This is a genomic window from Xylophilus sp. GW821-FHT01B05 (assembly GCA_038961845.1).
Classification (GTDB): Bacteria; Pseudomonadota; Gammaproteobacteria; order Burkholderiales; family Burkholderiaceae_C; genus Xylophilus.
Map to the genome: position 1 here is coordinate 1,723,155 of CP152408.1, position 18,472 is coordinate 1,741,626.

The window sequence follows — 18,472 nt, forward strand, 5'->3', positions numbered from 1 at the left end:
ACCTCACGCTTGACGCGACACTAGTCATTGCATCCGGGGTCGATAACCGCTGCCTTGTCAACTGGTCTGGCCGCGTGGCCTTGTCCAGCACCCATCGCAGGCTCTGGCCTCGGACTCGAGGATGCGCTCGGTCCAGTGCCAGTTGGCCTCGACACGGGTGCCGATGACTGCCCACTTGCTTCGGAGATCGAGCAGGGGGCGGATCGAGCATGTGTTCGACTCTGCTGCGGCTGATGGCGAAGTCGGTCAGGGCGCGCGGGCGTTCAGCGATGTTGTCTTTGCACCCGTCCGACACATAGGCAAAGACGGCCTGCGCGCGACGCGCTGGATTACGGCACGCGCTACGCTTGCTGAAACTCGAAAGTCCAGATGACCACAAATTTCCCCCTACTGCTCGAGCGCCACGGCGCGGTGGCCGTGATCTGCTTCAACCGGCCGGCGGCCCTCAACGCCATTGACCCGCCCATGGCGCGCGCCTTTCTCTCTGCTGTGCGTGAACTGGCCTCCGACCTGATTGGCCCGCTGCACGAGGCGCTGACCGTGCTCGACGCGATGGACGCACCGCTGGTCGCGCAGGTGCACGGGGTGGCCGCCGGCGCGGGGTTGAGCCTGATGCTGCAGGCCGATTTTGTGCTCGCGGCCGAAGGCACGCGCTTCAACCTGGCCTACGTGAACATCGGCACCAGCTGCGATGTGGGCGCGTCGTGGGCGTTGCCGCGCCTGGTCGGCATGCGCCGCGCGCTGGAGATCGCGATGCTTGGCGACAGCTACGACACCGCCGCCGCCGAACGCATGGGGCTGATCAACCGCGTGGTGCCGGCAGCCGACCTCGAGGCCGAGGCGATGGCGCTGGCGCAGCGGCTGGCCAAGGGGCCGACCGCGGCGCTGGGTAACCTGCGCCGCCTGATGCGCGGCGCGTTCGGGCGCGACCTGGCGAGCCAGCTGGATGCCGAGTCGGCCGCCTTTCGCACCTGCGCGGCCACCGACGACTTCCGCATCGGCATCGATGCTTTTTTCGACAGGAAACCGGCCACCTTCACTGGCCGCTGAACCTCATTTTCTTTTCGATCCAGGAGATCCACACCATGACCCAACGCGACATCTTCGTGGTCGGCACCGCCCGTACCGCCATCGGCACCTTCGGCGGCGCGCTGAAGGATGTGCCCAATACGCAGCTCGCCACCACGGCGGTCAAGGCGGCCATCGAGCGCAGCGGCGTGGCGCCCGACGCCATTGGCCACGTGGTCATGGGCAACGTGATTCCCACCGACGTGAAGGACGCCTACCTCAGCCGCGTCGCCGCCATAGATGCCGGCTGCCCGATAGAGACGCCGGCCTTCAACGTGAATCGCCTGTGCGGCTCGGGCCTGCAGGCCATCGTGTCGGCGGCGCAGGCGATTGCGCTGGGTGATTGCGACATCGCCATCGGCGGTGGCTCGGAATCGATGAGCCGCGGCCCTTACTTCGATACGGCGGCACGCTACGGCGCGCGCATGGGCGACGCGGTGCTGCTCGACTACATGCTCGGCATCCTGCACGACCCGTGGGAGAAGATCCACATGGGCATCACGGCCGAGAACGTGGCCGCGCGCTACGGCATCACGCGCGAGCAGCAAGACGCTCTGGCCGCCACCAGTCAGCAGCGCGCGGCCGCGGCCATTGCGGCGGGGCGCTTCAAGGAGCAGATCGTTGCGGTCGAGGTGAAGACGCGCAAGGGCGTGGTGCTGTTCGACACCGACGAGCATGTGCGTGCCGACACCACGGTCGAATCGCTCGCCAAGATGAAGCCGGCCTTCAAAAAAGACGGCCTGGTCACCGCCGGCAACGCCTCGGGCATCAACGACGGCGCTGCCGCCGTGGTGCTGGCCGAAGGCGGCCGCGTGAAGGCACTGGGGTTGAAGCCGCTGGCACGCCTGGTCGGCTACGCACACGCCGGCGTCGAGCCCGCCTACATGGGCATAGGCCCGGTGCCGGCCACGCGCAAGGTGCTGGAGCGCACGGGTTTGAAGGTCAGCGACTTCGATGTGATCGAGTCGAACGAGGCCTTTGCGGCGCAGGCCTGCGCGGTCATCAAGGAGTTGGGTTTCGATCCGGCCAAGGTCAACCCGAACGGCTCGGGCATCTCGCTCGGCCACCCGGTGGGCGCGACCGGCGCCATCATCACCACCAAGGCGATTGCCGAGCTGCACCGCATCGGTGGGCGCTATGCGCTGGTGACGATGTGCATTGGTGGTGGTCAGGGCATTGCGGCGATCTTCGAGCGCGTATAGCGCGGGCTACGCGGCAAGCCCCGCCTTGTTCTGAAAATGCCGTGGCGAGCGCCCCAGTGCGGCGCGGAACATGGCGGTGAAGGCGCTGTCGCTGGCATAGCCGCTGACCGCCGCCACATGGCCCACCGGCATGCCGCGTGCCAGCAGCGGCAGGGCATGCGCCAGCAAGGCCTGCTGGCGCCACTGCTGCCAGCTGGTGCCCAGCTCATCGCGGAACAGGCGCGCCATGGTGCGCTCGCTGGCGCCGGCCTCGCGCGCCCAGACGGCCAAGGTGGCGCGCCGCGCCGGCGCCTGCAGCACTGCCTCGCACAGCGCGCGCAGGCGCTTGTCGCCGTGCTCGGCATGCGGCAGCGGCACGCCCATGCGCACCTGCGGCGCGCGCTGCAGTTCGTCGCACAGCAGCGGCCAGAGCAGGGCCTCGCGCTGGCGCAGGGCGGTGTCCGGCGATGGCCGCGCGCCGTCGGGCGTGGTGTCCAGCGCCAGCGCCAAAGCGCGCAATAGCTCGCTCATCTCCAGCACCAGGCACTGCTGCCAGCAGGGCGCCCAGGCGTCGTCGGCCAAGCGCAGGTAGACCGTGCGCAGCTCGGCGTCTTCCACCACGGTGATGGAGTGCTCCACGCCCGCCGGCACCCAGACCGCGCGCGAAGGCGGCACGATGTAAGTGCCGCTCTGCGTGCCCATGCGGATCAGGCCAGTGGTGGAGAAGGTCAGCTGCGGCCACGGGTGGTGGTGCGGCTGCACCACGGTCTCTGCCGCCAGCACGCGCCGCTTGGCACGCACCGGGCGCTCGGCCGTGGGCGGGAACAGGTGCGGCGTGAGCGAGCCCACCTTCGGGCCAGCAGGCGCGCGCGCCACCGTGGCGCGGCGGGGTTGGGCGCGGGGAGGCTGGGTTGGCATGTTTTCGCTAAAAGTTGTCGCTTTGTCGCAATTCTGCCGCAGCGGGCACGCCTACCATCGTGGCTCCTGAATGTCCCTCTTGCGCGCGGCCCACCGCGTTGCCCGCATCTTTGTATGGCTACTTCCTCCATGGGCTCTGTGCCCTCCACCCCCGCATTGCGCCAGGACGCGACCCTGATCGGCCTGGTCGGCCTGGCCCACGGCATCAGCCACTTCAGCCAGTTGCTGCTGGCGCCGCTGTTCCCGTGGCTGAAGGACGCGTTCGGCGTTGGCTACGCCGAGCTGGGCTTTGTGCTGACCGTGTTCTTTGTTGTCTCTTGCGCGGTGCAGGCGCTGTCGGGCTTCATCGTGGATCGCTACAGCCCGCGCCCGGTGCTGTTTGCCGGGTTGGCCTTGCTGGCGCTGGCGGCGTTTGGCTATGCGCTGGCACAAAGCTACTGGATGCTGCTGGTCTGCGCGGTAGTGGGCGGCATGGGCAATGGCGTGTTCCACCCGGTCGATTACACCTTGTTCAACCGCAAGGTGGCGCCGACGCGCCTGGGCCATGCCTACAGCGTGCACGGCATCACCGGCAGCCTGGGCTGGGCGCTGGCGCCAGCCTTTGTCGTGCCGCTGGCCGTGGCCTTCTCGTGGCGCGTGGCCATGGGCGCGGCGGGCGTGCTGGCGCTGGCCGTGCTGTTGCTGCTGTGGTTCAACCGCAGCCACCTGTCGCTGGAGAAAAAGGCCGTGCCAAAGGCTACGAGCCACACCGGCCCGGCCGAGCACAGCATGGCCTTCCTGCGCATTCCGGCGGTGTGGATGTGCTTTGGCTTCTTCTTTTTCTATGCCGCATCGCTCAGCGTGGTGCAGGCCTTCGCGCCCGAGGCCGCGCGCCAGTTGCACGCAGTGCCGGTGGCATTGGTGGCGATGTGCCTGACCATCTACATGGTGTGCAGTGCCGGCGGCATGGTGCTGGGCGGCTTCCTGGCTTCTGACCCGGCGCGCTGCGAGCGCATCGTGGGCGCAGGCTTTGGCGTGGCCGCCTGCGTTGCCCTGGCGCTGGGCTTTCTCGACATGCCGCCGCTGGCAGTGCCGGTGCTGTTCGGGCTGATGGGCTTCTTCGCCGGCATCGCCGGGCCCTCGCGCGACCTGCTGGTCAAGCGCTCCACGCCAGAGAACGCCACCGGCCGCGTCTATGGCGTGGTGTATGCGGGCTTGGACATTGGCCAGGCGCTGTCGCCGCTGCTGTTTGGCGCGCTGATGGACAACGGGCAGTACCGCAGCGTGCTGCTGGGGCTGGCGTTGGTGCAGGGGGTGTTGATTGCCAGCGCCTTCAATGTGCGGCGGGCGCGGCGGACTTTGTTGGTGCCGGCTTGAGGTTTTTTGGGGCTGGGCGCTGATTTTTGAATCTGCGAATGAAAAATGGCTGTAGCCGTTGTTTTACGCCGGCATGCTGCTATTGATTTGATGGACGGCGGCGTAGGGCGCCAAGCAGATCCACACGGTGCGATGGCCGATATCGGCCCGTTATTGACTCTAGGGATCATCCCTTTCAAGGTCTTTGAGATATCCCTGCGCTGTGCGCCTTGCAGGCGACGGGTGCCGGGAGTTCGCCCCGGCGGGCGAGTAACTTTCTCTTGGCGAACGCCCAAGAGAAAGTCACCAAAGAGAAGGCGACCCCACGTGCTGCGTCCCCTGCGCTGCGCTTCGGGGCAACCTGTGGTGCTCCCGCCAGGCGGGGTCTCGCCCAAACTCGCCTTCGGCTCAAACAAGGGCGATCCCTGATCCGCCTGCCGCTGCGCTCCTCGGCGCATCCCGAGGGGGCCCGGGGCAGCCACACGGGCCATCGCTGCGCTCGGCCCGGCTCCTGTCGTCAGCAAGACACGAGAACGACCGAACAGGTCGCAAGACCTTGAAAGGGATGACTCTAAGAATCTTGCAGCAACCGATCCATCTGCTTTTGTGAGTGGCGCCCGGATCGTTGCACCACCTCGCGGCGTTCAGCGCGGAGGTTGTTCAACACTTCCAGGGCCGGGATGCCGAAGGCTGACTTGAACTTGCGCTGGAAAGTCCGGCGCGACATGTTGCAGATGTCGGCCATTTCGTCGATGGACCAGGCGTGCGACAGCCGGGCTTCCATTTGCCCGACAAGCTCCGAGAACGGACCTTCCGCGCGGTCCTGCGCGCGCAGCGTCTGGCTGTACTGGCGTTGGTCGCCGCCGCGCCTGAGATAGACCACAAGCCTGCGGGCCACCTTCTGAGCAAGGCGCGCGCCGCAGTCGTTCTCGATGAGGGTGAGCGCCAGGTCGATGCCCGCGCTGACGCCGGCGGTCGTCCAATACTTTGTGCTCTGGCAGAAGATCAACTCGTCGTTGACGATGAGTTTCGGAAAGCGCCCCTGCAACTGCGCTGCTGAGCGCCAGTGCGTCGTGACCCTGCATCCATCGAGCAAGCCCGCCGCCGCCAGCAGGAATGCCCCGGTGCAGACGCTGCAGGTGCGTTGCGACAGAGCGTCCTGTGCGCGGACCCAGTCGAGCATCTGCGGGTCTGAACTCGCTCGGTGAATGCCTTCGCCCCCGGGCACGATGACCGTATGCATAGGTGAGGACAAGGACTGCTCCAGGTCGAGATCCACCTGGAGGCGCAGCCCGGCATCGGTCGAGGCGGCAACGCTTGCCGTGCCGCAGGTCCTCAGCCGATAGCGTGCGTGCCCCAGCTCGTCGTTGGCTGTGGAAAACGCCTGCCACGGCCCCGCCAGGTCGATGGGCTGGAAGCCTTCGAACACCAGGAAAACGATATCGATTGGCGCAGTACGGCCTGTTTTTGGCACACCGGATGCCCCGTTGATTTCTATCGTTGAGGTCTTTCGGAGGTCATTCATGCAAGTCAACTTTCTACTATTCCCTGCGCTTACGCAACTCGATCTGACCGGGCCCTACGAGGTGCTTGCGCGCGTTCCTGGCGCAAACATCGACTTCGTGTCCGCAACGATGGACCCCGTGCGTTCGGATCGTGGCCTGGTGATGCTGCCCACCGCCACGTTCGCTACCGCCAAGCCCTGCGACCTGCTGGTCGTGCCCGGCGGGCCCGGGACCGACGACGTCCTGAACGACGAGCGTTGGGTGGACTTCACCGCCGAGCAGGCCAGAACCGCCCGCTACATCCTCGGCATCTGCACCGGATCACTGCTGCTGGGCGCTGCCGGCCTGCTGCGTGGTAAGCACGCGTCGTGCCACTGGCAGGCCCGCGAGTTCCTGCCGGCCTTCGGCGCCATTCGCAGTGATGCCCGGATGTGCGTGGATGGCAACATCCTCACGTCGGGCGGCGTTACGTCCGGCATCGACATGGCGCTGAAAGCCGTCGGGGTCATGCTCGATGAAGACGCGGCCCGGCAGATTCAGCTGCAGATCGAGTACGACCCCGAGCCACCATTCGAGGGGGGCACGCCATCCACCTCGCCGCCCGAGATCGTCCAGCGCTGCCTGGATGCCACGCGTGCGCGCCATGCCATCCGTGCCGCGGCGGTGGGCCTCGCAGCGCAGAAACTGGGGGTGGCATCATGAGCCAGCTATCGACACGGCTTCGGTTGCTGATGTCCCTGGTGCTGCCCCTGCTGATGCTGGGCAATGCCCAGGCGCGCTACCCGGAGCGGCCAGTCGCCCTGGTGGTCCCCTATGCCGCAGGCGGGCCGATGGACAAGCTCGCGCGCCAGATCGGTGCGCACCTGCAAGCACTGCTAGGCCAAAGCGTGGTGGTGATGAACCAGGGGGGCGCAGGCGGCAATATCGGCGCGGCCGCGGTCAAGCGTGCGGCACCGGACGGCTACACCCTTTTGATCGACCATGTCCACATGGCTACGGCGCCTGCGCTGTACCGGAAGCTCGACTTCAATCCCGCCCTGGACTTCGAGGCCCTTGGGGTGGTGGCGGAGTCTCCCTTGGTACTGATCTCCCGCCCCGAAATCGCAACAGGAGGTGTGGCCGATCTGCAGCGATGGATGGCCAAACAACCCCAAGTGACCTTGGCCAACGCGGGGATGGGTTCTGCATCGCACCTTTGCGGCCTGCTGCTGCAATCTGCGCTCAAGCGCCAGATGACCACCATCCCCTATCGAGGCACCGGTCCAGCCATGCTGGATCTGTTGAGCGGCCAAGTCGACCTGATGTGCGATCTCACGGCCAACGCCATGCCGCAGATCCAGGCGCACAAGGTCAGCGCACTTGCCGTCACGGTTCGCCAGCCACTCAAGGGCACCGCGCTCGAGACGACGCCGTCGATGGAGAAATTCGGCATTGCCCTGGATGAGTTGACGGTCTGGTACGGCCTGTATGCGCCCAAAGGCACGCCAGCCGAGGTCACCGAAAAAATCTCCGCAGCGCTATCGGCCGTGGTCAACGGCACCGCCTACCGGCAGCAGTTGTTTGACGCCGGGATCGAGCCGGTCACGGACGAGCGCTCAAGCGCGGCGGGCCACCAGCGTTTTCTGTTGAAGGAGATCCAGCGGTGGGCACCGGTCATCAAGGCGTCGGGAGACTATGCCGATTGATTCGACCCAAAGCGCTCGTTGAGTTGATCTCGTAGTTTCCATTGTGGTGTCACAGATTCGGGGGGGTCATTGGTCATGTCGCCCCGATGAGGGGCAGTGACACCGCACCTGAAACGATCCTTTGCAATCAAAGGGTCGTTTCCACCTTCCGTGTGACCCGCCGCTTGCAGGGCAAGCAAGCCAGGAGTCTCAAAGACCTTGAGATTCAGTAGGCAGCACCAGCCACCGCAGCCGGCGCCGCGCCACCCAGAAACTCCGCCCGCAGCCGCCGCGCAGCGCCAGCAAACACCAGCACATCCACCCCCACTGCCACAAAAGTGCAGCCCAGTTCCAGGTAGCGACGCGCCAACGCGGCATCCGACGTGAGCGTGCCAGCCGCCTTGCCAGAAGCCACGATGGTCTTGATCGCGGCTTCGATCGCCGCCTGCACCTCGGGGTGCCCAGGGTTGCCCCGGTGGCCCATGGAGGCCGCCAGGTCGGCCGGGCCGATGAAGACGCCGTCCACGCCATCAACCGCGCAGATCGCTTCCAACTGGCCCAGCGCTGCCACGGTCTCCGCCTGCACCAGCAGGCAGATCTCGTCATCGGCCACGGCCAGGTAGTCGCTGCGGGCGCTCCAGCGCGAGGCGCGGCCTACGGCGCTGCCCACGCCGCGTATGCCTTGCGGTGGGTAGCGGGTGGCAGAGACCAGGGCGCGCGCTTGTTCGGCACTGTCGACCATGGGGATCAGCAGGTTCTTGGCGCCTATGTCCAGCAGTTGCTTGATCAGTGCGGTATCGCCGTGCACCGCGCGCACCACGGGCTGGGCGCGGTAGGGCGCCACGGCCTGCAGTTGCGCCAGCGTGCTGTGCAGGTCATTGGGCGCGTGCTCGCCGTCGATCAGCAGCCAGTCGAAGTCGGCGGTGGCGGCCACTTCCGACAAATAGGGCGAGGCCATGGAAAGCCAGAAGCCGACCTGCGGCTGGCGCGCGGCGAGGGCGGCTTTGAAGGGGTTGTGTGCGGGCATGAAGGTTGAGGTGTTTAGCTGACGATGCCCAGGTGCCAGGGCACGAACTCGTGGTCGCCCAGGCCCAGCAGCTCGCTTTTGGTGGGCGTGCCGGAGGCATGGCGCAGGATGTCTTCGAAGATGCGCTGGCCCATCTGCGGCACGTCCAGCTCGCCGTCGAGGATGACGCCGCAGTTGATGTCCATGTCTTCTTCCAGGCGCCGGTACATGGGCGTGTTGCTGGCCAGCTTGATGGTGGGCGCGGGCTTGCTGCCAAACATCGAGCCGCGCCCGGTGGTGAAGCAGATCAGCTGCGCGCCGCTGGCAATCTGGCCGGTGCAGGCGACCGGGTCGTAGCCCGGCGAATCCATGAAGACAAAGCCGTTTTGATCGATCGGCTCGGCGTATTCGTACACCGCTTGCAGCGGCGTGGTGCCGCCCTTCATGGCCGAGCCCAGCGACTTCTCGAAGATGTTGGCCAGGCCGCCGGCCTGGTTGCCGTGGCCGACCACGCCGTTGAACTGTGCGTTCTGGCCGGCGGTGTAGCGCTCCCACCAGGCCAGGCGGTCCAGCAGCTTCTGGCCCACTGCGGGCGTGATGGCGCGGCGCGTGAGCATGTACTCAACGCCGTGGATCTCGGGCGTCTCCGACAGGATGGCGGTGCCGCCGTGGCGCACCAGGATGTCCATGGCCGCGCCCAGCGCCGGGTTGGCGGTAATGCCCGAGAAACCATCCGAGCCACCGCACTCCAGCCCGATCTTGAGGTGGCGGGCGCTGACCGCCTGGCGCCGCGCGGCATTGGCCTCGGGCAGCATCTCTTCGATGGCGCGGATGCCGGCCTCGATGGTGACGCGCGTGCCGCCCACCTCTTGCATCACCAGCGTGCGCATCAGCTTGCCCTGCTGCAGGCCTTGTGAATCGACCAGGGAGTCGACCTGGTTGCGCTCGCAGCCCAGGCCCACGATCAGCACGCCGGCCAGGTTGGGGTGGCGCGCATAGCCGGCCAGGGTGCGGCGCAGCACGTCGAAGTGCTCGCTGGGCGATGACATGCCGCAGCCGCTGGTCTGCGCAAAGGCGGCCACGCCGTCCACATGCGGGAAGGCGGCCAGCCGCTCGGGCGTGAAATGCGCGGCAATGCGCTTGATGACGGTGGACGAGCAATTGACCGACGACAGGATGCCGATGAAGTTGCGCGTGCCCACGCCGCCATCGGCACGCACAAAACCCTGGAAGCTCGCCTGCTGCGCGGCGGGCAGGTAGTCCACCGGCCGCACGTCCTGGCAAAAACCCGGGTCGCGCTCGAAGTCCATCAGGCGCAGGTTGTGGCTGTGCACGTAGTCACCGGCCTCGATGTCGCGCGCGGCCACGCCTATGACGGTGTTGTACTTCTTCACCGGCGTGCCGGCGGCAATGCGTTGCGCGGCGATCTTGTGGCCGGCGGGCACCTGGGCGCGGGCGCGCACGCCGAATGCGGCAATGGTCTCGCCCAGCGCAATCGGGGTCTTGGCCACCAGCACGTTGTCGTGGGGATGCAGGCGGAGCAGGGGGCTGGCGGTCATGGGAAACAGCAGAAGGTGTGACGGCTTTTCAGTTCACCATCAACCCTTCTGCATCAGCTCCTTGAGGTTGAGTTTCTGGATCAGATCGGTTTCCTGGCGGTACACGCTGCGCACGTACTTCTCGTAGTCGGGGCCGTCCAGGTACATCACGGGTGCGTCGATGGCATCGGCCACCTGCTTGAATTCTTCGCTCTTCACGGCGATGCGGAAGGCATCGCGCAGGCGCTTCTCCACCGCGGGCGGCAGGCCCTTGGGCGCGCCTATGCCGTTGGGGGCTTCCACCACCACGTCGTAGCCCAGCTCTTTCAGCGTGGGCGCGTCTTTGAAGCGCGGCGTGCGCTGCTCGCCCCAGGTGGCCAGCAGGCGCAGCTTGCCGGCCTCCACGTGCGGCGCCCAGGAGCTGGAGTCAGCCAGCATGTCGACCTGCCCGCCCAGCACGTCCTGCAACGCGGCCGAGCCGCCCTTGTAGGCAATCGCGTTCAGCTCGATGCCCGCGGCCTGCGCGAACTGCTCCATGCCCACATGCGTGGCGCCGCCCACACCGGCGTGGGCGTAGGTCACGCGGCCGGGGTTGCTCTTGGCGTAGATCACCATGTCGCGCAGCGACTGAAAGCGCGAACTGGCCGGCACCGCAATGCCAAAGGTCTGGCCCGAGGTGCGGGCCAGGTAGCTCAGGTCTTTCAGCGGGTCGAGCTGCACGCTGCCGATCTGCGAGAAGCGCGTGACCGAGATCGGGATCTGGCCAATGGTGTAGCCATCAGGCCGGGCCATGGCCAGCGCCTTGGTGCCGATCATGCCGGAGGCACCGGCGCGGTTCTCCAGCACCACCGGCTGGCCCAGCACCTGTGCGGCGGCCTGGCAGATGGCGCGCATCGAGCGGTCCGCGGTGCCGCCTGCGGGCCAAGGGCAGATGAAGCTGATCGGGCGCTCGGGGTAGCCAGCGGCAAACGCGCGGCCGGTGGTGGCGGCCAGCACGGCCGCACTGGCACCACCCACAAGGAGTTGGCGCCGCTGCAGGGGGTGGTTGAGGGGCATGTTTGTCTCCAGCTGTCGTTATAGAAATACGCGGAGTGGATTCTTCAGCAGACAATCATTGCCATCCAATGAAATAGCGGACTGGCTTCATGTCCATCTGGTTATGAAGACAAAAGCCCGCAATACCCCATGACCCAGATCGACCGCGTACTGCGCTCCAACCTCAAGCTGCGCCACCTGCAATTGCTGGTGGCCCTTGACCAGTTCCGCCACCTGGGCCGCGCGGCGGAGTTTTTGTCGGTCACCCAGCCGGCGGTGTCCAAGACCCTGGCCGAGGTTGAACGCATGTTTGGCCTGCGCTTGTTCGAGCGCTCTACCCGCGGTACCGAGCCCACGCCCTATGGCGACAGCGTGGTGCGCTTTGCGCGCACCGTGCTGGCCGACTACGACCGCACGCGTGACGAGATCGCTGCCGTGGCCAGCGGCGCAGCCGGCCGCACCAGCGTGGGCGCGATGGTGGTGGCGCTGCCGGTGCTGCTGACGCGCGCGGTCGAGCTGCTCAAGGCCCGTTCGGCGCAGACCACCGTGCTGGTGGAAGAGGGCGACCTGACCCGCCTGTTGCCCAAGCTGCGCATGGGCGAGCTGGACCTGTTCGTGGGCCGGCTGGAGCCCGGCTATGCCGCGCCCGATCTGGAGACCGAGCCTTTGTACGAAGAGCCCATGCAGGCCGTGGTGCACCCCGAGCATGCGCTGGCCAGAAAGCGCCGGCCGCAATGGGCCGACCTGGCCGCCATCCCCTGCGTGATGCCGCCGCCCTGGGCATCGCTGCGCGTCAAGCTGGACCAGACCTTCTACCGCTTTGGATTGCAGCCGCCAGCCGACATCGTGGAGACGGCGTCCTTCCTGGCGCAACTGGAATTCTTGCGCAAGCGCGGCGCGGCGGCCTTCATGGCGCGCTCGGTGGCCAAGCACTTCGCGTCGCTGGGCATGGTCAAGGTGCTGGCGCTGCCTATTCCGGTGGAGTCGCCGCCGGTAGGCCTGATCACCCTGCGCGGGCGCCGCCGCACGCCCAGCACCGAGCAGTTGGTGGAGTGCCTGCGCAGCGTGGCGAAGAAGACGACACCAGTGTCGCGTCAAGCATGATCTGCCGGCGTGCACTTGCCCTCGCCGCGCATCGCCGCGTTGCAGTCCTTGCCCAGGCTTTAGCCTGGGCGGCGGCCTACGCCTTGCGCTGCACGCCGATGCCTTCGCGCACACACGTCACATCACACTTGACGCGACACTAGGCCCATGGACCTGCAAGGCAACCGCTATATCGCCGCGACCCAGCAACAAGCCTGGGACGCGCTCAATGACGCCGACGTGCTCAAGGCCTGCATCCCGGGCTGCGACCAGGTCGAAGCCACGGGCCCGGGCGACTTCGCCGTGGGCATGCTGCTCAAGCTCGGCCCGGTGTCGGCCAGGTTCTCGGGCCGCATCCTGCTGACGGATGTTGAACCCCTTCAGCGCTACACACTCAACTTCGAGGGGCAGGGCGGTGTCGCCGGCTTTGGCAAGGGCCGTGCGCAGGTCACCCTGACGCCAGAGGGCGAAGGCTGCACGCTGAGCTACGTGGTCGATGCGCAGGTGGGCGGCAAGGTGGCGCAGATCGGCCGCTGGCTGCTGAGCGGCGCCTCGCGCTCGCTGACCGATAAATTCTTTGCGCGCTTCGATACGGCCTTGCAGGCACGGCTGTACAAGGCGGAGCGGCTGGGTTAGCTAGACCACGCTGCGGTGCCGTTCGATGCAGGTGTCCAGTGTTTCCCTGGCGCTCCGAAGCCACCAGTCGCGCTGCGAAAAGATCTCTACCTCGCTGAAGCCCGCAAAGCCGGCGTCTTCGACCCAGCCGCGGATTTTCTTCAGCTCGACCACGCCGTCGCCCATCATGCCGCGGTCGCTCAGCAGGTCGCGCGTGGGCGTGAGCCAGTCGCACACGTGGTAGGCCAGCAGGCGCTCGCGGCCGGCGCGGGCGATCTGCTGTTGCAGCTTGGGGTCCCACCATACGTGGTAGATGTCCAGCGCCACGCCGAGCATGCCGCTCTTGCCGGGGTCAAGCTCATCGCACAGGTCCAGCGCGTGTTCCAGCGTGTTGATGCAGGCGCGATCGGCTGCCTGCATGGGATGCAGCGGCTCTATGGCCAGCGGCATGCCGACCTCGCGCGCATATTCGAGCGATGCCGCGATGCCGTCGCGCACCTCGCCGCGCGCGCGGGCCATGTCCTTGTAGGCTGCCTTGCCGTCGAGCGCGCCGGGCAGGGCGCCGACCACCAGCACGAGGCAGGGCGCATCGAGCGTCTTGGCCTCGTCGATGGCGCGGCGGTTGTCGTCCAGCGCGGCCTTCAGGCCGGCCGCATCGGGCGCGGGAAAGAAGCCGCCGCGGCAATAGCCCGACAGGCCGATGCCGTGCGCCTTCAGTTGCTTTGCCACCTGCTCCAGGCCGGCGGTGGCGACCTGGTCGCGCCAGGGGCTGATGGCGCGGATGCCGCGCTCCGCGCACTGGTCGATGATGGTGCCCAGCGGCACCTCGGTGCCACGCTGGCGGCGCACGGTGGCGGTGTTGATCGAGAGCCAGTGGTGGTCGTGGGAGAAGTCGCGCATGGTGGGGTGAAGCCGAGGGTTTCAGTCGATATGGATGTTGGCCTTCTTCACGATGCGCTCGTAGGTAGCGCTTTCCTTCGCGATGTAGGCGGCAAAGTCCTGTGGCGAGCCACCATCTGCGGCAAAGCCCTGCACGCCCAGGCGGGACGCGGCCAGCGGCGACTTCATGGCCTTGGCGGCTTCGGCTGCCAGGCGGTTGGCGATCTCGGGCGGCAGCTTGGCCGGGCCCCACAGGCCGTACCAGCTTACGAGCTCGAAGCCCGGCAGGCCGGACTCGGCCACCGTGGGCACATCGGGCAGCAAGGGTACGCGCGCCTTGCTGGTCACGGCCAGCGCGCGCAGCTTGCCGCTGGTGATATGCGGGTAAGACGACGGAATGGCGTCGATGATGGCGCTGACCTGCCCACCCAACACGTCATTGAGCGCCGGCGCCGTGCCACGGTAGGCCACCACCGGGATCTGCAGTTGCGTCTCGGCCTTGATCGCCTCCAGCGCCACGTGCATGGGCGAGCCCAGCGCCGAGGTGCCGAAGGAATAGGCTTTGGGCTGGGCCTTGGCCGCAGCGACAAAGTCCTGCAGCGAGTGCACCGGCAGCCCTGGGTAGGCGAGCAGCACCATGGGCACGGAGCCCAGCAGCGCCACCGGCGTGAAGTCGCGCGTCACGTTGTAGGGCACGTTGCGGCTCATCAGCGCATTGGCGACGAGCGTGGGCGATTGCAGCAGCAGCGTGTAGCCGTCTGCTGCCGCCTTGGATGCGGCCTCGCTGCCGATCATGCCGCTGGCGCCGGCGCGGTTGTCCACGATGAAGGGCTGGCCCATCTGCTCGGACAACTGCTGGGCCAGCACGCGCGCCACCAGGTCGACGGTGCCGCCCGCGGCATAGGGCACGATGATCTTGACCGGCCGCGATGGGTAGGTGTCCGCATGCGCCGCCAGGGGGCTGAGGGCGGTGGCCAGCAGGGCCAGGGCGGCTAGCAGTTTCTTCATGATGCTTGTCTCCGTTTTGTTCTTGTATGGGCGGCTTAGCAGCAGGGCAGCTTCAGCAGCCGCAAGGCGTTGCCGAAGTAGATGCCGTCCTGGTCTTCCTGCGACAGGCCGAGCGAGTCGATGGCCTCGGGGATGGTGCGCAAGAACATGGGGCCGCCCTCGGGGTCGAACGGGCAGTCGGTGGCGAACAGCACCTGCTTTGGGCCGAAGAAGTCGAGCCCGCAGCGCAGGCCCGAGCGGCCACCGGCCAGCGCGGTGTCGGCGTAGAACATGCGGAAGTAATCGACCGGCCGCTTGGCCATGCTCTTGAGCAGGCCTTCGTAGTCCTCGTCCGAGGTGCGGCAGCCGAACTGGTCCAGGCCAGGGCCGACCCGGCCGTCGAAGAACGGGATCATGGCGCCCATGTGGTGGGTGATCACGCGCAGTTCGGGCAGGCGGTCGAAGAAGCCGGAGAACACCATGCGCGTCATGGCCGCACTGGTCTCGTAGGGCCAGCCAAAGGTCCACCAGATCTCGTACTTGGATTTTTTCTCGCTGGCGTAGTCGGCCATGCCGGCGCCACGCGCGGGGTGCATCCACACCGGCACGTCGTACTTGCGCACGGCCTGCTCAAAGATCGGCCAGAACTCGGGCTCGTCCAGCGGGCGGCCATTGACGTTGGTGAACACCTGGATGCCGCGCGCACCCAGTTGCACGATGGCGCGCTCCATCTCTTCAAGCGCTGCGGGCACGTTGTTCATGGGCAGCGATGCGACGAAGGCGGGGAACTGCTCGGGATGGTCGTCGCGGATCTTGGCCATGCCGTCGTTGGCCAGGCGCGCCAGCTCGGGCGATTCATCCGGGCCCGCGATCAGCTCGATCGGCGGGTTGGAGAGGGTGAGGATCTGCTGGTAGCCGGGGAAGCCTTCCATCATGCGCAGCCGCGCGTCCAGGTCGTACAGCACGGGGATGGTCAGCCAGCGCTTGATGGCGCCCTTGTCCTTGGCCATGGCGGCCATGCGGTCGAAATACGCCTTGGGGAAGATGTGGGCGTAGCTGTCGATTTTTCTCATGAGGTGCCTTTTGCGGATGTCAGTCGATGCCGTGCAGGGCCAGCAGCGTCTTCATGCGCTGCAGCGCCAGCGCTGGCTGCTGCAGCAGGTTGGCGGCGTCGGCCAGGCGGAACAGTTCGGCCAAGTGCTGCAGCGAGCGTGTGCTTTGCTGGCCGCCCACCATGGTGAAGTGCTTCTGGTGGCCGTTGAGCCAGGCCATGAACACCACGCCGGTTTTATAGAAGCGCGTGGGCGCCGCAAAGATGTGGCGCGACAGCGGCACGGTGGGGCCGAGGATGTCGTGGAACTTCTTCTCGTCGCCCTGCGCCAATGCCCCGAGGGCCGCGCTGGCCGCGGGCGCGATGGCATCGAAGATGCCCAGCAGCGCATCGCTCTTGCCGTGCATGGGCTCGCTGCCAAAGCCGTCGCCGGCAATCAGCTCGGCGTAGTTGAAGTCGTCGCCGGTGTACATGCGAACACCGCTTGGCAGGCGCCGGCGCATCGCGATCTCTTTGTCCTTGTCAAGCAGCGAGATCTTGATGCCGTCGACCTTGTCCGGGTGCGCCGCGATGATGCCCAGCGCCGTGTCCATCGCCGCATCGACATCCTTCGTGCCCCAATAGCCGGCCAGCGCAGGGTCGAACATGTCGCCCAGCCAGTGCAGCACCACGGGCTGCTTTGCCTGGCTCAGGATGCGGTCGTACACGCGCTCGTAGTCGGCCGGGCTCCTGGCCACGCGGGCCAGCGCGCGGCTGGCCATGACGATGAGCTTGCCGCCGAGCGCCTCGATGGCGGCCATCTGTTCTTCGTAGCCGCGGATCACGTCGTCCACGCTCTTCACGCTGTCGATGTCCAGGTGGTCGGTGCCGCAGCCCGATGCCACCAGCGCGCCCGGCACGTCTTGGGCGGCGTCGAGCGAGCGGCGGATCAGCTCCAGCGAGGTCGGCCAGTCCAGGCCCATGCCGCGCTGCGCCGTGTCCATGGCCTCGGCCACGCCCAGGCCGAGCGAGAACAGATGCCGGCGGTAGGCGATGGTGGCGTCCCAGTCGACCGCGCATTGCAGCCATGGGTCGATGGCCGCGAGCGGGTCGGCGACCACGTGCGCGGCCGAGTAGGCGATGCGGTTGAACTTGACGCCCGCATCGGGCTTCACCGGCGCGCTGCCGCGCAGGGCATAGGGCGCGAGCGTGCCGCCCGCAACGGGAAGGTTCAGCGAAAGAGGCATGGCGCTTCAGACCTTCAGTGCGGGCACGTCGACCCAGCGGCGGTCCTTCCACGATGCCAGGGCGGCCTCGACCAACTGCACGCCCTTGGCGCCTTCGGGCAGCGTCCACTTGTAGGGCTCGTTCTCGACCACGTGGCGAATGAAGTGTTCCCACTGGATCTTGAAGCCGTTGTCGTAGGCCTGCGAGTCTGGGATCTCTTGCCACTGGTCGAAGAAGTTCATGGTCTGCTTCTCGTCCGGGTTCCACACCGGGCGCGGCGTGGCCACGCGCGACTGGGCGCGGCAGCTCGACAGGCCGGCCACCGCAGAACCATCGGTGCCATCGACGTGGAAGGTGACCAGGTCATCGCGGCGCACGCGCGTGACCCAGCTCATGTTGATCTGCGCGATCACCGGCTCGCCGTTGTGGCCGGTCAGTTCGCAGGTGGCGTAGGCCGCGTCGTCGGCGGTGGCTTCATATGGCTTGCCGGCTTCGTCCCAGCGCCTGGGGATGTGCGTTGCGCCTATGCACGAGACCGACTTCACCTCGCCAAACAGGTTGTCCAGCACGTAGCGCCAGTGGCACATCATGTCCAGGATCATGCCGCCGCCGTCTTCCTTGCGATAGTTCCAGCTCGGGCGCTGGATGGGCTGCAGGTCGCCCTCGAACACCCAGTAGCCAAACTCCAGCCGCACGCTGAGCATGCGGCCGAAGAAGCCGGCGCGGCGCAGCATGTCGAGCTTGCGCAGGCCGGGCAGGAAGAGCTTGTCTTGCACCGCGCCGTGCTTCAGGCCTGAGGCTTCTGCCAGGCGCGCGATCTCTACCGCTTCGTTCAGATTGGTGGCGATCGGCTTCTCGCAGTACACGTGCTTGCCGGCGCGGATGGCCTTGGCCAGCAGCGTGGGGCGCATCTGCGTGGTGCCGGCGTCGAAGAAGATGCTGTCCTCCGGGTTGGCCAGCGCCGCATCCAGGTCGGTGCCCCAACGCGCAATGCCGTGCTTCTTGGCCAGCGCCTCCATCTTCTCGGCGTTGCGGCCGATCAGGATCGGGTCGGGCATGACTTTGTCGCCGTTGGACAGCGTGACGCCGCCTTGCGCGCGGATGGCGCAGATGGAGCGGATCAGGTGCTGGTTCATGCCCATGCGTCCGGTGACGCCATGCATGATGAGTCCGAGTCTTTGGGTGGCCATGAGGGAGCTGCCTCTCTGTTGAAACTGGGGTGGATGCGGGTCTTTCGTGAAGGGGGCGATTGCTTCCAGGTCTCGCCTTAATTCACTAAATGGTGAATGTATGGCATCCGGATTTGTAGAGTCAATCCGTCTTCGTCCTCGCAAACCCCATGTTTCGTTGCTGATAAGAACAAATTTGCCTTCTTCAAAGGGTTTTCTATAGGTCTTTGTA

At 66.7% G+C, this 18,472-nt stretch carries 17 protein-coding genes; 7 read left to right on the top strand and 10 right to left on the bottom strand.

Annotation, left to right across the window (positions count from 1 at the left end; all coding sequences use genetic code 11):
- The first annotated feature begins 369 nt into the window (after nucleotides 1-369).
- On the top strand, nucleotides 370-1,050 hold the full coding sequence (locus AAFF27_08105) for an enoyl-CoA hydratase-related protein (protein ID XAH25141.1): 681 nt from the start codon (nucleotides 370-372) through the stop codon (nucleotides 1,048-1,050).
- 35 nt (nucleotides 1,051-1,085) lie between these two features.
- A complete protein-coding gene (locus AAFF27_08110; protein ID XAH25142.1) occupies nucleotides 1,086-2,270 on the top strand; it encodes an acetyl-CoA C-acyltransferase family protein in 1,185 nt (394 codons plus the stop codon).
- Between the two features lie 6 nt (nucleotides 2,271-2,276).
- Here AAFF27_08110 and AAFF27_08115 read toward each other — a convergent pair whose 3' ends face one another.
- Complete coding sequence (locus AAFF27_08115) at nucleotides 2,277-3,167, bottom strand: helix-turn-helix transcriptional regulator (GenBank protein ID XAH25143.1); 891 nt, start codon at nucleotides 3,165-3,167, stop codon at nucleotides 2,277-2,279.
- A 114-nt stretch (nucleotides 3,168-3,281) separates the two neighbouring features.
- Between AAFF27_08115 and AAFF27_08120 the strand changes: the two genes are divergently transcribed.
- On the top strand, nucleotides 3,282-4,523 hold the full coding sequence (locus tag AAFF27_08120; protein XAH25144.1) for an MFS transporter: 1,242 nt from the start codon (nucleotides 3,282-3,284) through the stop codon (nucleotides 4,521-4,523).
- A 550-nt stretch (nucleotides 4,524-5,073) separates the two neighbouring features.
- Here AAFF27_08120 and AAFF27_08125 read toward each other — a convergent pair.
- Nucleotides 5,074-6,027: an AraC family transcriptional regulator gene (locus AAFF27_08125; GenBank protein XAH25145.1), complete on the bottom strand. Its 954-nt coding sequence runs from the start codon at nucleotides 6,025-6,027 to the stop codon at nucleotides 5,074-5,076.
- Here AAFF27_08125 and AAFF27_08130 point away from each other — a divergent pair.
- Nucleotides 6,026-6,709 carry a DJ-1/PfpI family protein gene (locus AAFF27_08130; protein ID XAH25146.1) on the top strand — a complete coding sequence of 228 codons (684 nt, stop codon included), beginning with the start codon at nucleotides 6,026-6,028 and terminating at the stop codon, nucleotides 6,707-6,709. The two genes, AAFF27_08125 and AAFF27_08130, sit on opposite strands and share 2 nt — an antisense overlap.
- A gap of 29 nt (nucleotides 6,710-6,738) precedes the next feature.
- A complete protein-coding gene (locus AAFF27_08135; protein ID XAH26187.1) occupies nucleotides 6,739-7,692 on the top strand; it encodes a tripartite tricarboxylate transporter substrate-binding protein in 954 nt (317 codons plus the stop codon).
- A gap of 205 nt (nucleotides 7,693-7,897) precedes the next feature.
- On the opposite strand, the gene hpaI is transcribed toward AAFF27_08135, so the two are convergent.
- From hpaI to AAFF27_08150, 3 genes are read right to left on the bottom strand one after another with little or no spacing between them, the layout of a single operon-like run.
- Complete coding sequence (gene hpaI, locus AAFF27_08140) at nucleotides 7,898-8,698, bottom strand: 4-hydroxy-2-oxoheptanedioate aldolase (protein ID XAH25147.1); 801 nt, start codon at nucleotides 8,696-8,698, stop codon at nucleotides 7,898-7,900.
- A 14-nt stretch (nucleotides 8,699-8,712) separates the two neighbouring features.
- Entirely contained in the window at nucleotides 8,713-10,236 is a 1,524-nt protein-coding gene (locus AAFF27_08145; protein XAH25148.1) for an altronate dehydratase family protein, read from the bottom strand.
- A 39-nt stretch (nucleotides 10,237-10,275) separates the two neighbouring features.
- Nucleotides 10,276-11,271, bottom strand: coding sequence for a tripartite tricarboxylate transporter substrate binding protein (locus tag AAFF27_08150; GenBank protein XAH25149.1), 996 nt, complete (start codon nucleotides 11,269-11,271; stop codon nucleotides 10,276-10,278).
- 129 nt (nucleotides 11,272-11,400) lie between these two features.
- Between AAFF27_08150 and AAFF27_08155 the strand changes: the two genes are divergently transcribed.
- Nucleotides 11,401-12,354, top strand: coding sequence for a LysR substrate-binding domain-containing protein (locus tag AAFF27_08155; protein XAH25150.1), 954 nt, complete (start codon nucleotides 11,401-11,403; stop codon nucleotides 12,352-12,354).
- A gap of 147 nt (nucleotides 12,355-12,501) precedes the next feature.
- On the top strand, nucleotides 12,502-12,969 hold the full coding sequence (locus AAFF27_08160) for a carbon monoxide dehydrogenase subunit G (GenBank protein ID XAH25151.1): 468 nt from the start codon (nucleotides 12,502-12,504) through the stop codon (nucleotides 12,967-12,969).
- Here AAFF27_08160 and AAFF27_08165 read toward each other — a convergent pair whose 3' ends face one another.
- Genes AAFF27_08165 through AAFF27_08185 form a run of 5 tightly spaced genes read right to left on the bottom strand, consistent with a single transcriptional unit; the run spans nucleotide 12,970 to nucleotide 18,261 of the window.
- Entirely contained in the window at nucleotides 12,970-13,848 is an 879-nt protein-coding gene (locus tag AAFF27_08165) for a sugar phosphate isomerase/epimerase family protein (protein XAH25152.1), read from the bottom strand. It abuts the gene before it with no gap.
- Between the two features lie 21 nt (nucleotides 13,849-13,869).
- Nucleotides 13,870-14,835 carry a tripartite tricarboxylate transporter substrate binding protein gene (locus AAFF27_08170; protein ID XAH25153.1) on the bottom strand — a complete coding sequence of 322 codons (966 nt, stop codon included), beginning with the start codon at nucleotides 14,833-14,835 and terminating at the stop codon, nucleotides 13,870-13,872.
- 35 nt (nucleotides 14,836-14,870) lie between these two features.
- A complete protein-coding gene (locus AAFF27_08175; GenBank protein XAH25154.1) occupies nucleotides 14,871-15,887 on the bottom strand; it encodes an amidohydrolase family protein in 1,017 nt (338 codons plus the stop codon).
- 19 nt (nucleotides 15,888-15,906) lie between these two features.
- Nucleotides 15,907-17,091, bottom strand: coding sequence for a dihydrodipicolinate synthase family protein (locus AAFF27_08180; protein XAH25155.1), 1,185 nt, complete (start codon nucleotides 17,089-17,091; stop codon nucleotides 15,907-15,909).
- Between the two features lie 6 nt (nucleotides 17,092-17,097).
- Nucleotides 17,098-18,261, bottom strand: a complete 1,164-nt coding sequence (locus AAFF27_08185; GenBank protein ID XAH25156.1) for a Gfo/Idh/MocA family oxidoreductase — start codon at nucleotides 18,259-18,261, stop codon at nucleotides 17,098-17,100.
- Nucleotides 18,262-18,472 lie beyond the last annotated feature (211 nt).

Excerpts from the sequence above, each read along its gene's own strand:
- AAFF27_08115 (XAH25143.1), bottom strand. The coding sequence starts at position 3,167 with ATGCCAACCCAGCCTCCCCGCGCCCAACCCCGCCGCGCCACGGTGGCG.
- AAFF27_08165 (XAH25152.1), bottom strand. The coding sequence starts at position 13,848 with ATGCGCGACTTCTCCCACGACCACCACTGGCTCTCGATCAACACCGCC.
- AAFF27_08120 (XAH25144.1), top strand. The coding sequence starts at position 3,282 with ATGGCTACTTCCTCCATGGGCTCTGTGCCCTCCACCCCCGCATTGCGC.
- AAFF27_08135 (XAH26187.1), top strand. The coding sequence starts at position 6,739 with ATGTCCCTGGTGCTGCCCCTGCTGATGCTGGGCAATGCCCAGGCGCGC.
- AAFF27_08110 (XAH25142.1), top strand. The coding sequence starts at position 1,086 with ATGACCCAACGCGACATCTTCGTGGTCGGCACCGCCCGTACCGCCATC.
- AAFF27_08185 (XAH25156.1), bottom strand. The coding sequence starts at position 18,261 with ATGGCCACCCAAAGACTCGGACTCATCATGCATGGCGTCACCGGACGC.
- hpaI (XAH25147.1), bottom strand. The coding sequence starts at position 8,698 with ATGCCCGCACACAACCCCTTCAAAGCCGCCCTCGCCGCGCGCCAGCCG.
- AAFF27_08180 (XAH25155.1), bottom strand. The coding sequence starts at position 17,091 with ATGCCTCTTTCGCTGAACCTTCCCGTTGCGGGCGGCACGCTCGCGCCC.
- AAFF27_08170 (XAH25153.1), bottom strand. The coding sequence starts at position 14,835 with ATGAAGAAACTGCTAGCCGCCCTGGCCCTGCTGGCCACCGCCCTCAGC.
- AAFF27_08160 (XAH25151.1), top strand. The coding sequence starts at position 12,502 with ATGGACCTGCAAGGCAACCGCTATATCGCCGCGACCCAGCAACAAGCC.
- AAFF27_08105 (XAH25141.1), top strand. The coding sequence starts at position 370 with ATGACCACAAATTTCCCCCTACTGCTCGAGCGCCACGGCGCGGTGGCC.
- AAFF27_08175 (XAH25154.1), bottom strand. The coding sequence starts at position 15,887 with ATGAGAAAAATCGACAGCTACGCCCACATCTTCCCCAAGGCGTATTTC.
- AAFF27_08130 (XAH25146.1), top strand. The coding sequence starts at position 6,026 with ATGCAAGTCAACTTTCTACTATTCCCTGCGCTTACGCAACTCGATCTG.
- AAFF27_08150 (XAH25149.1), bottom strand. The coding sequence starts at position 11,271 with ATGCCCCTCAACCACCCCCTGCAGCGGCGCCAACTCCTTGTGGGTGGT.
- AAFF27_08155 (XAH25150.1), top strand. The coding sequence starts at position 11,401 with ATGACCCAGATCGACCGCGTACTGCGCTCCAACCTCAAGCTGCGCCAC.
- AAFF27_08125 (XAH25145.1), bottom strand. The coding sequence starts at position 6,027 with ATGAATGACCTCCGAAAGACCTCAACGATAGAAATCAACGGGGCATCC.
- AAFF27_08145 (XAH25148.1), bottom strand. The coding sequence starts at position 10,236 with ATGACCGCCAGCCCCCTGCTCCGCCTGCATCCCCACGACAACGTGCTG.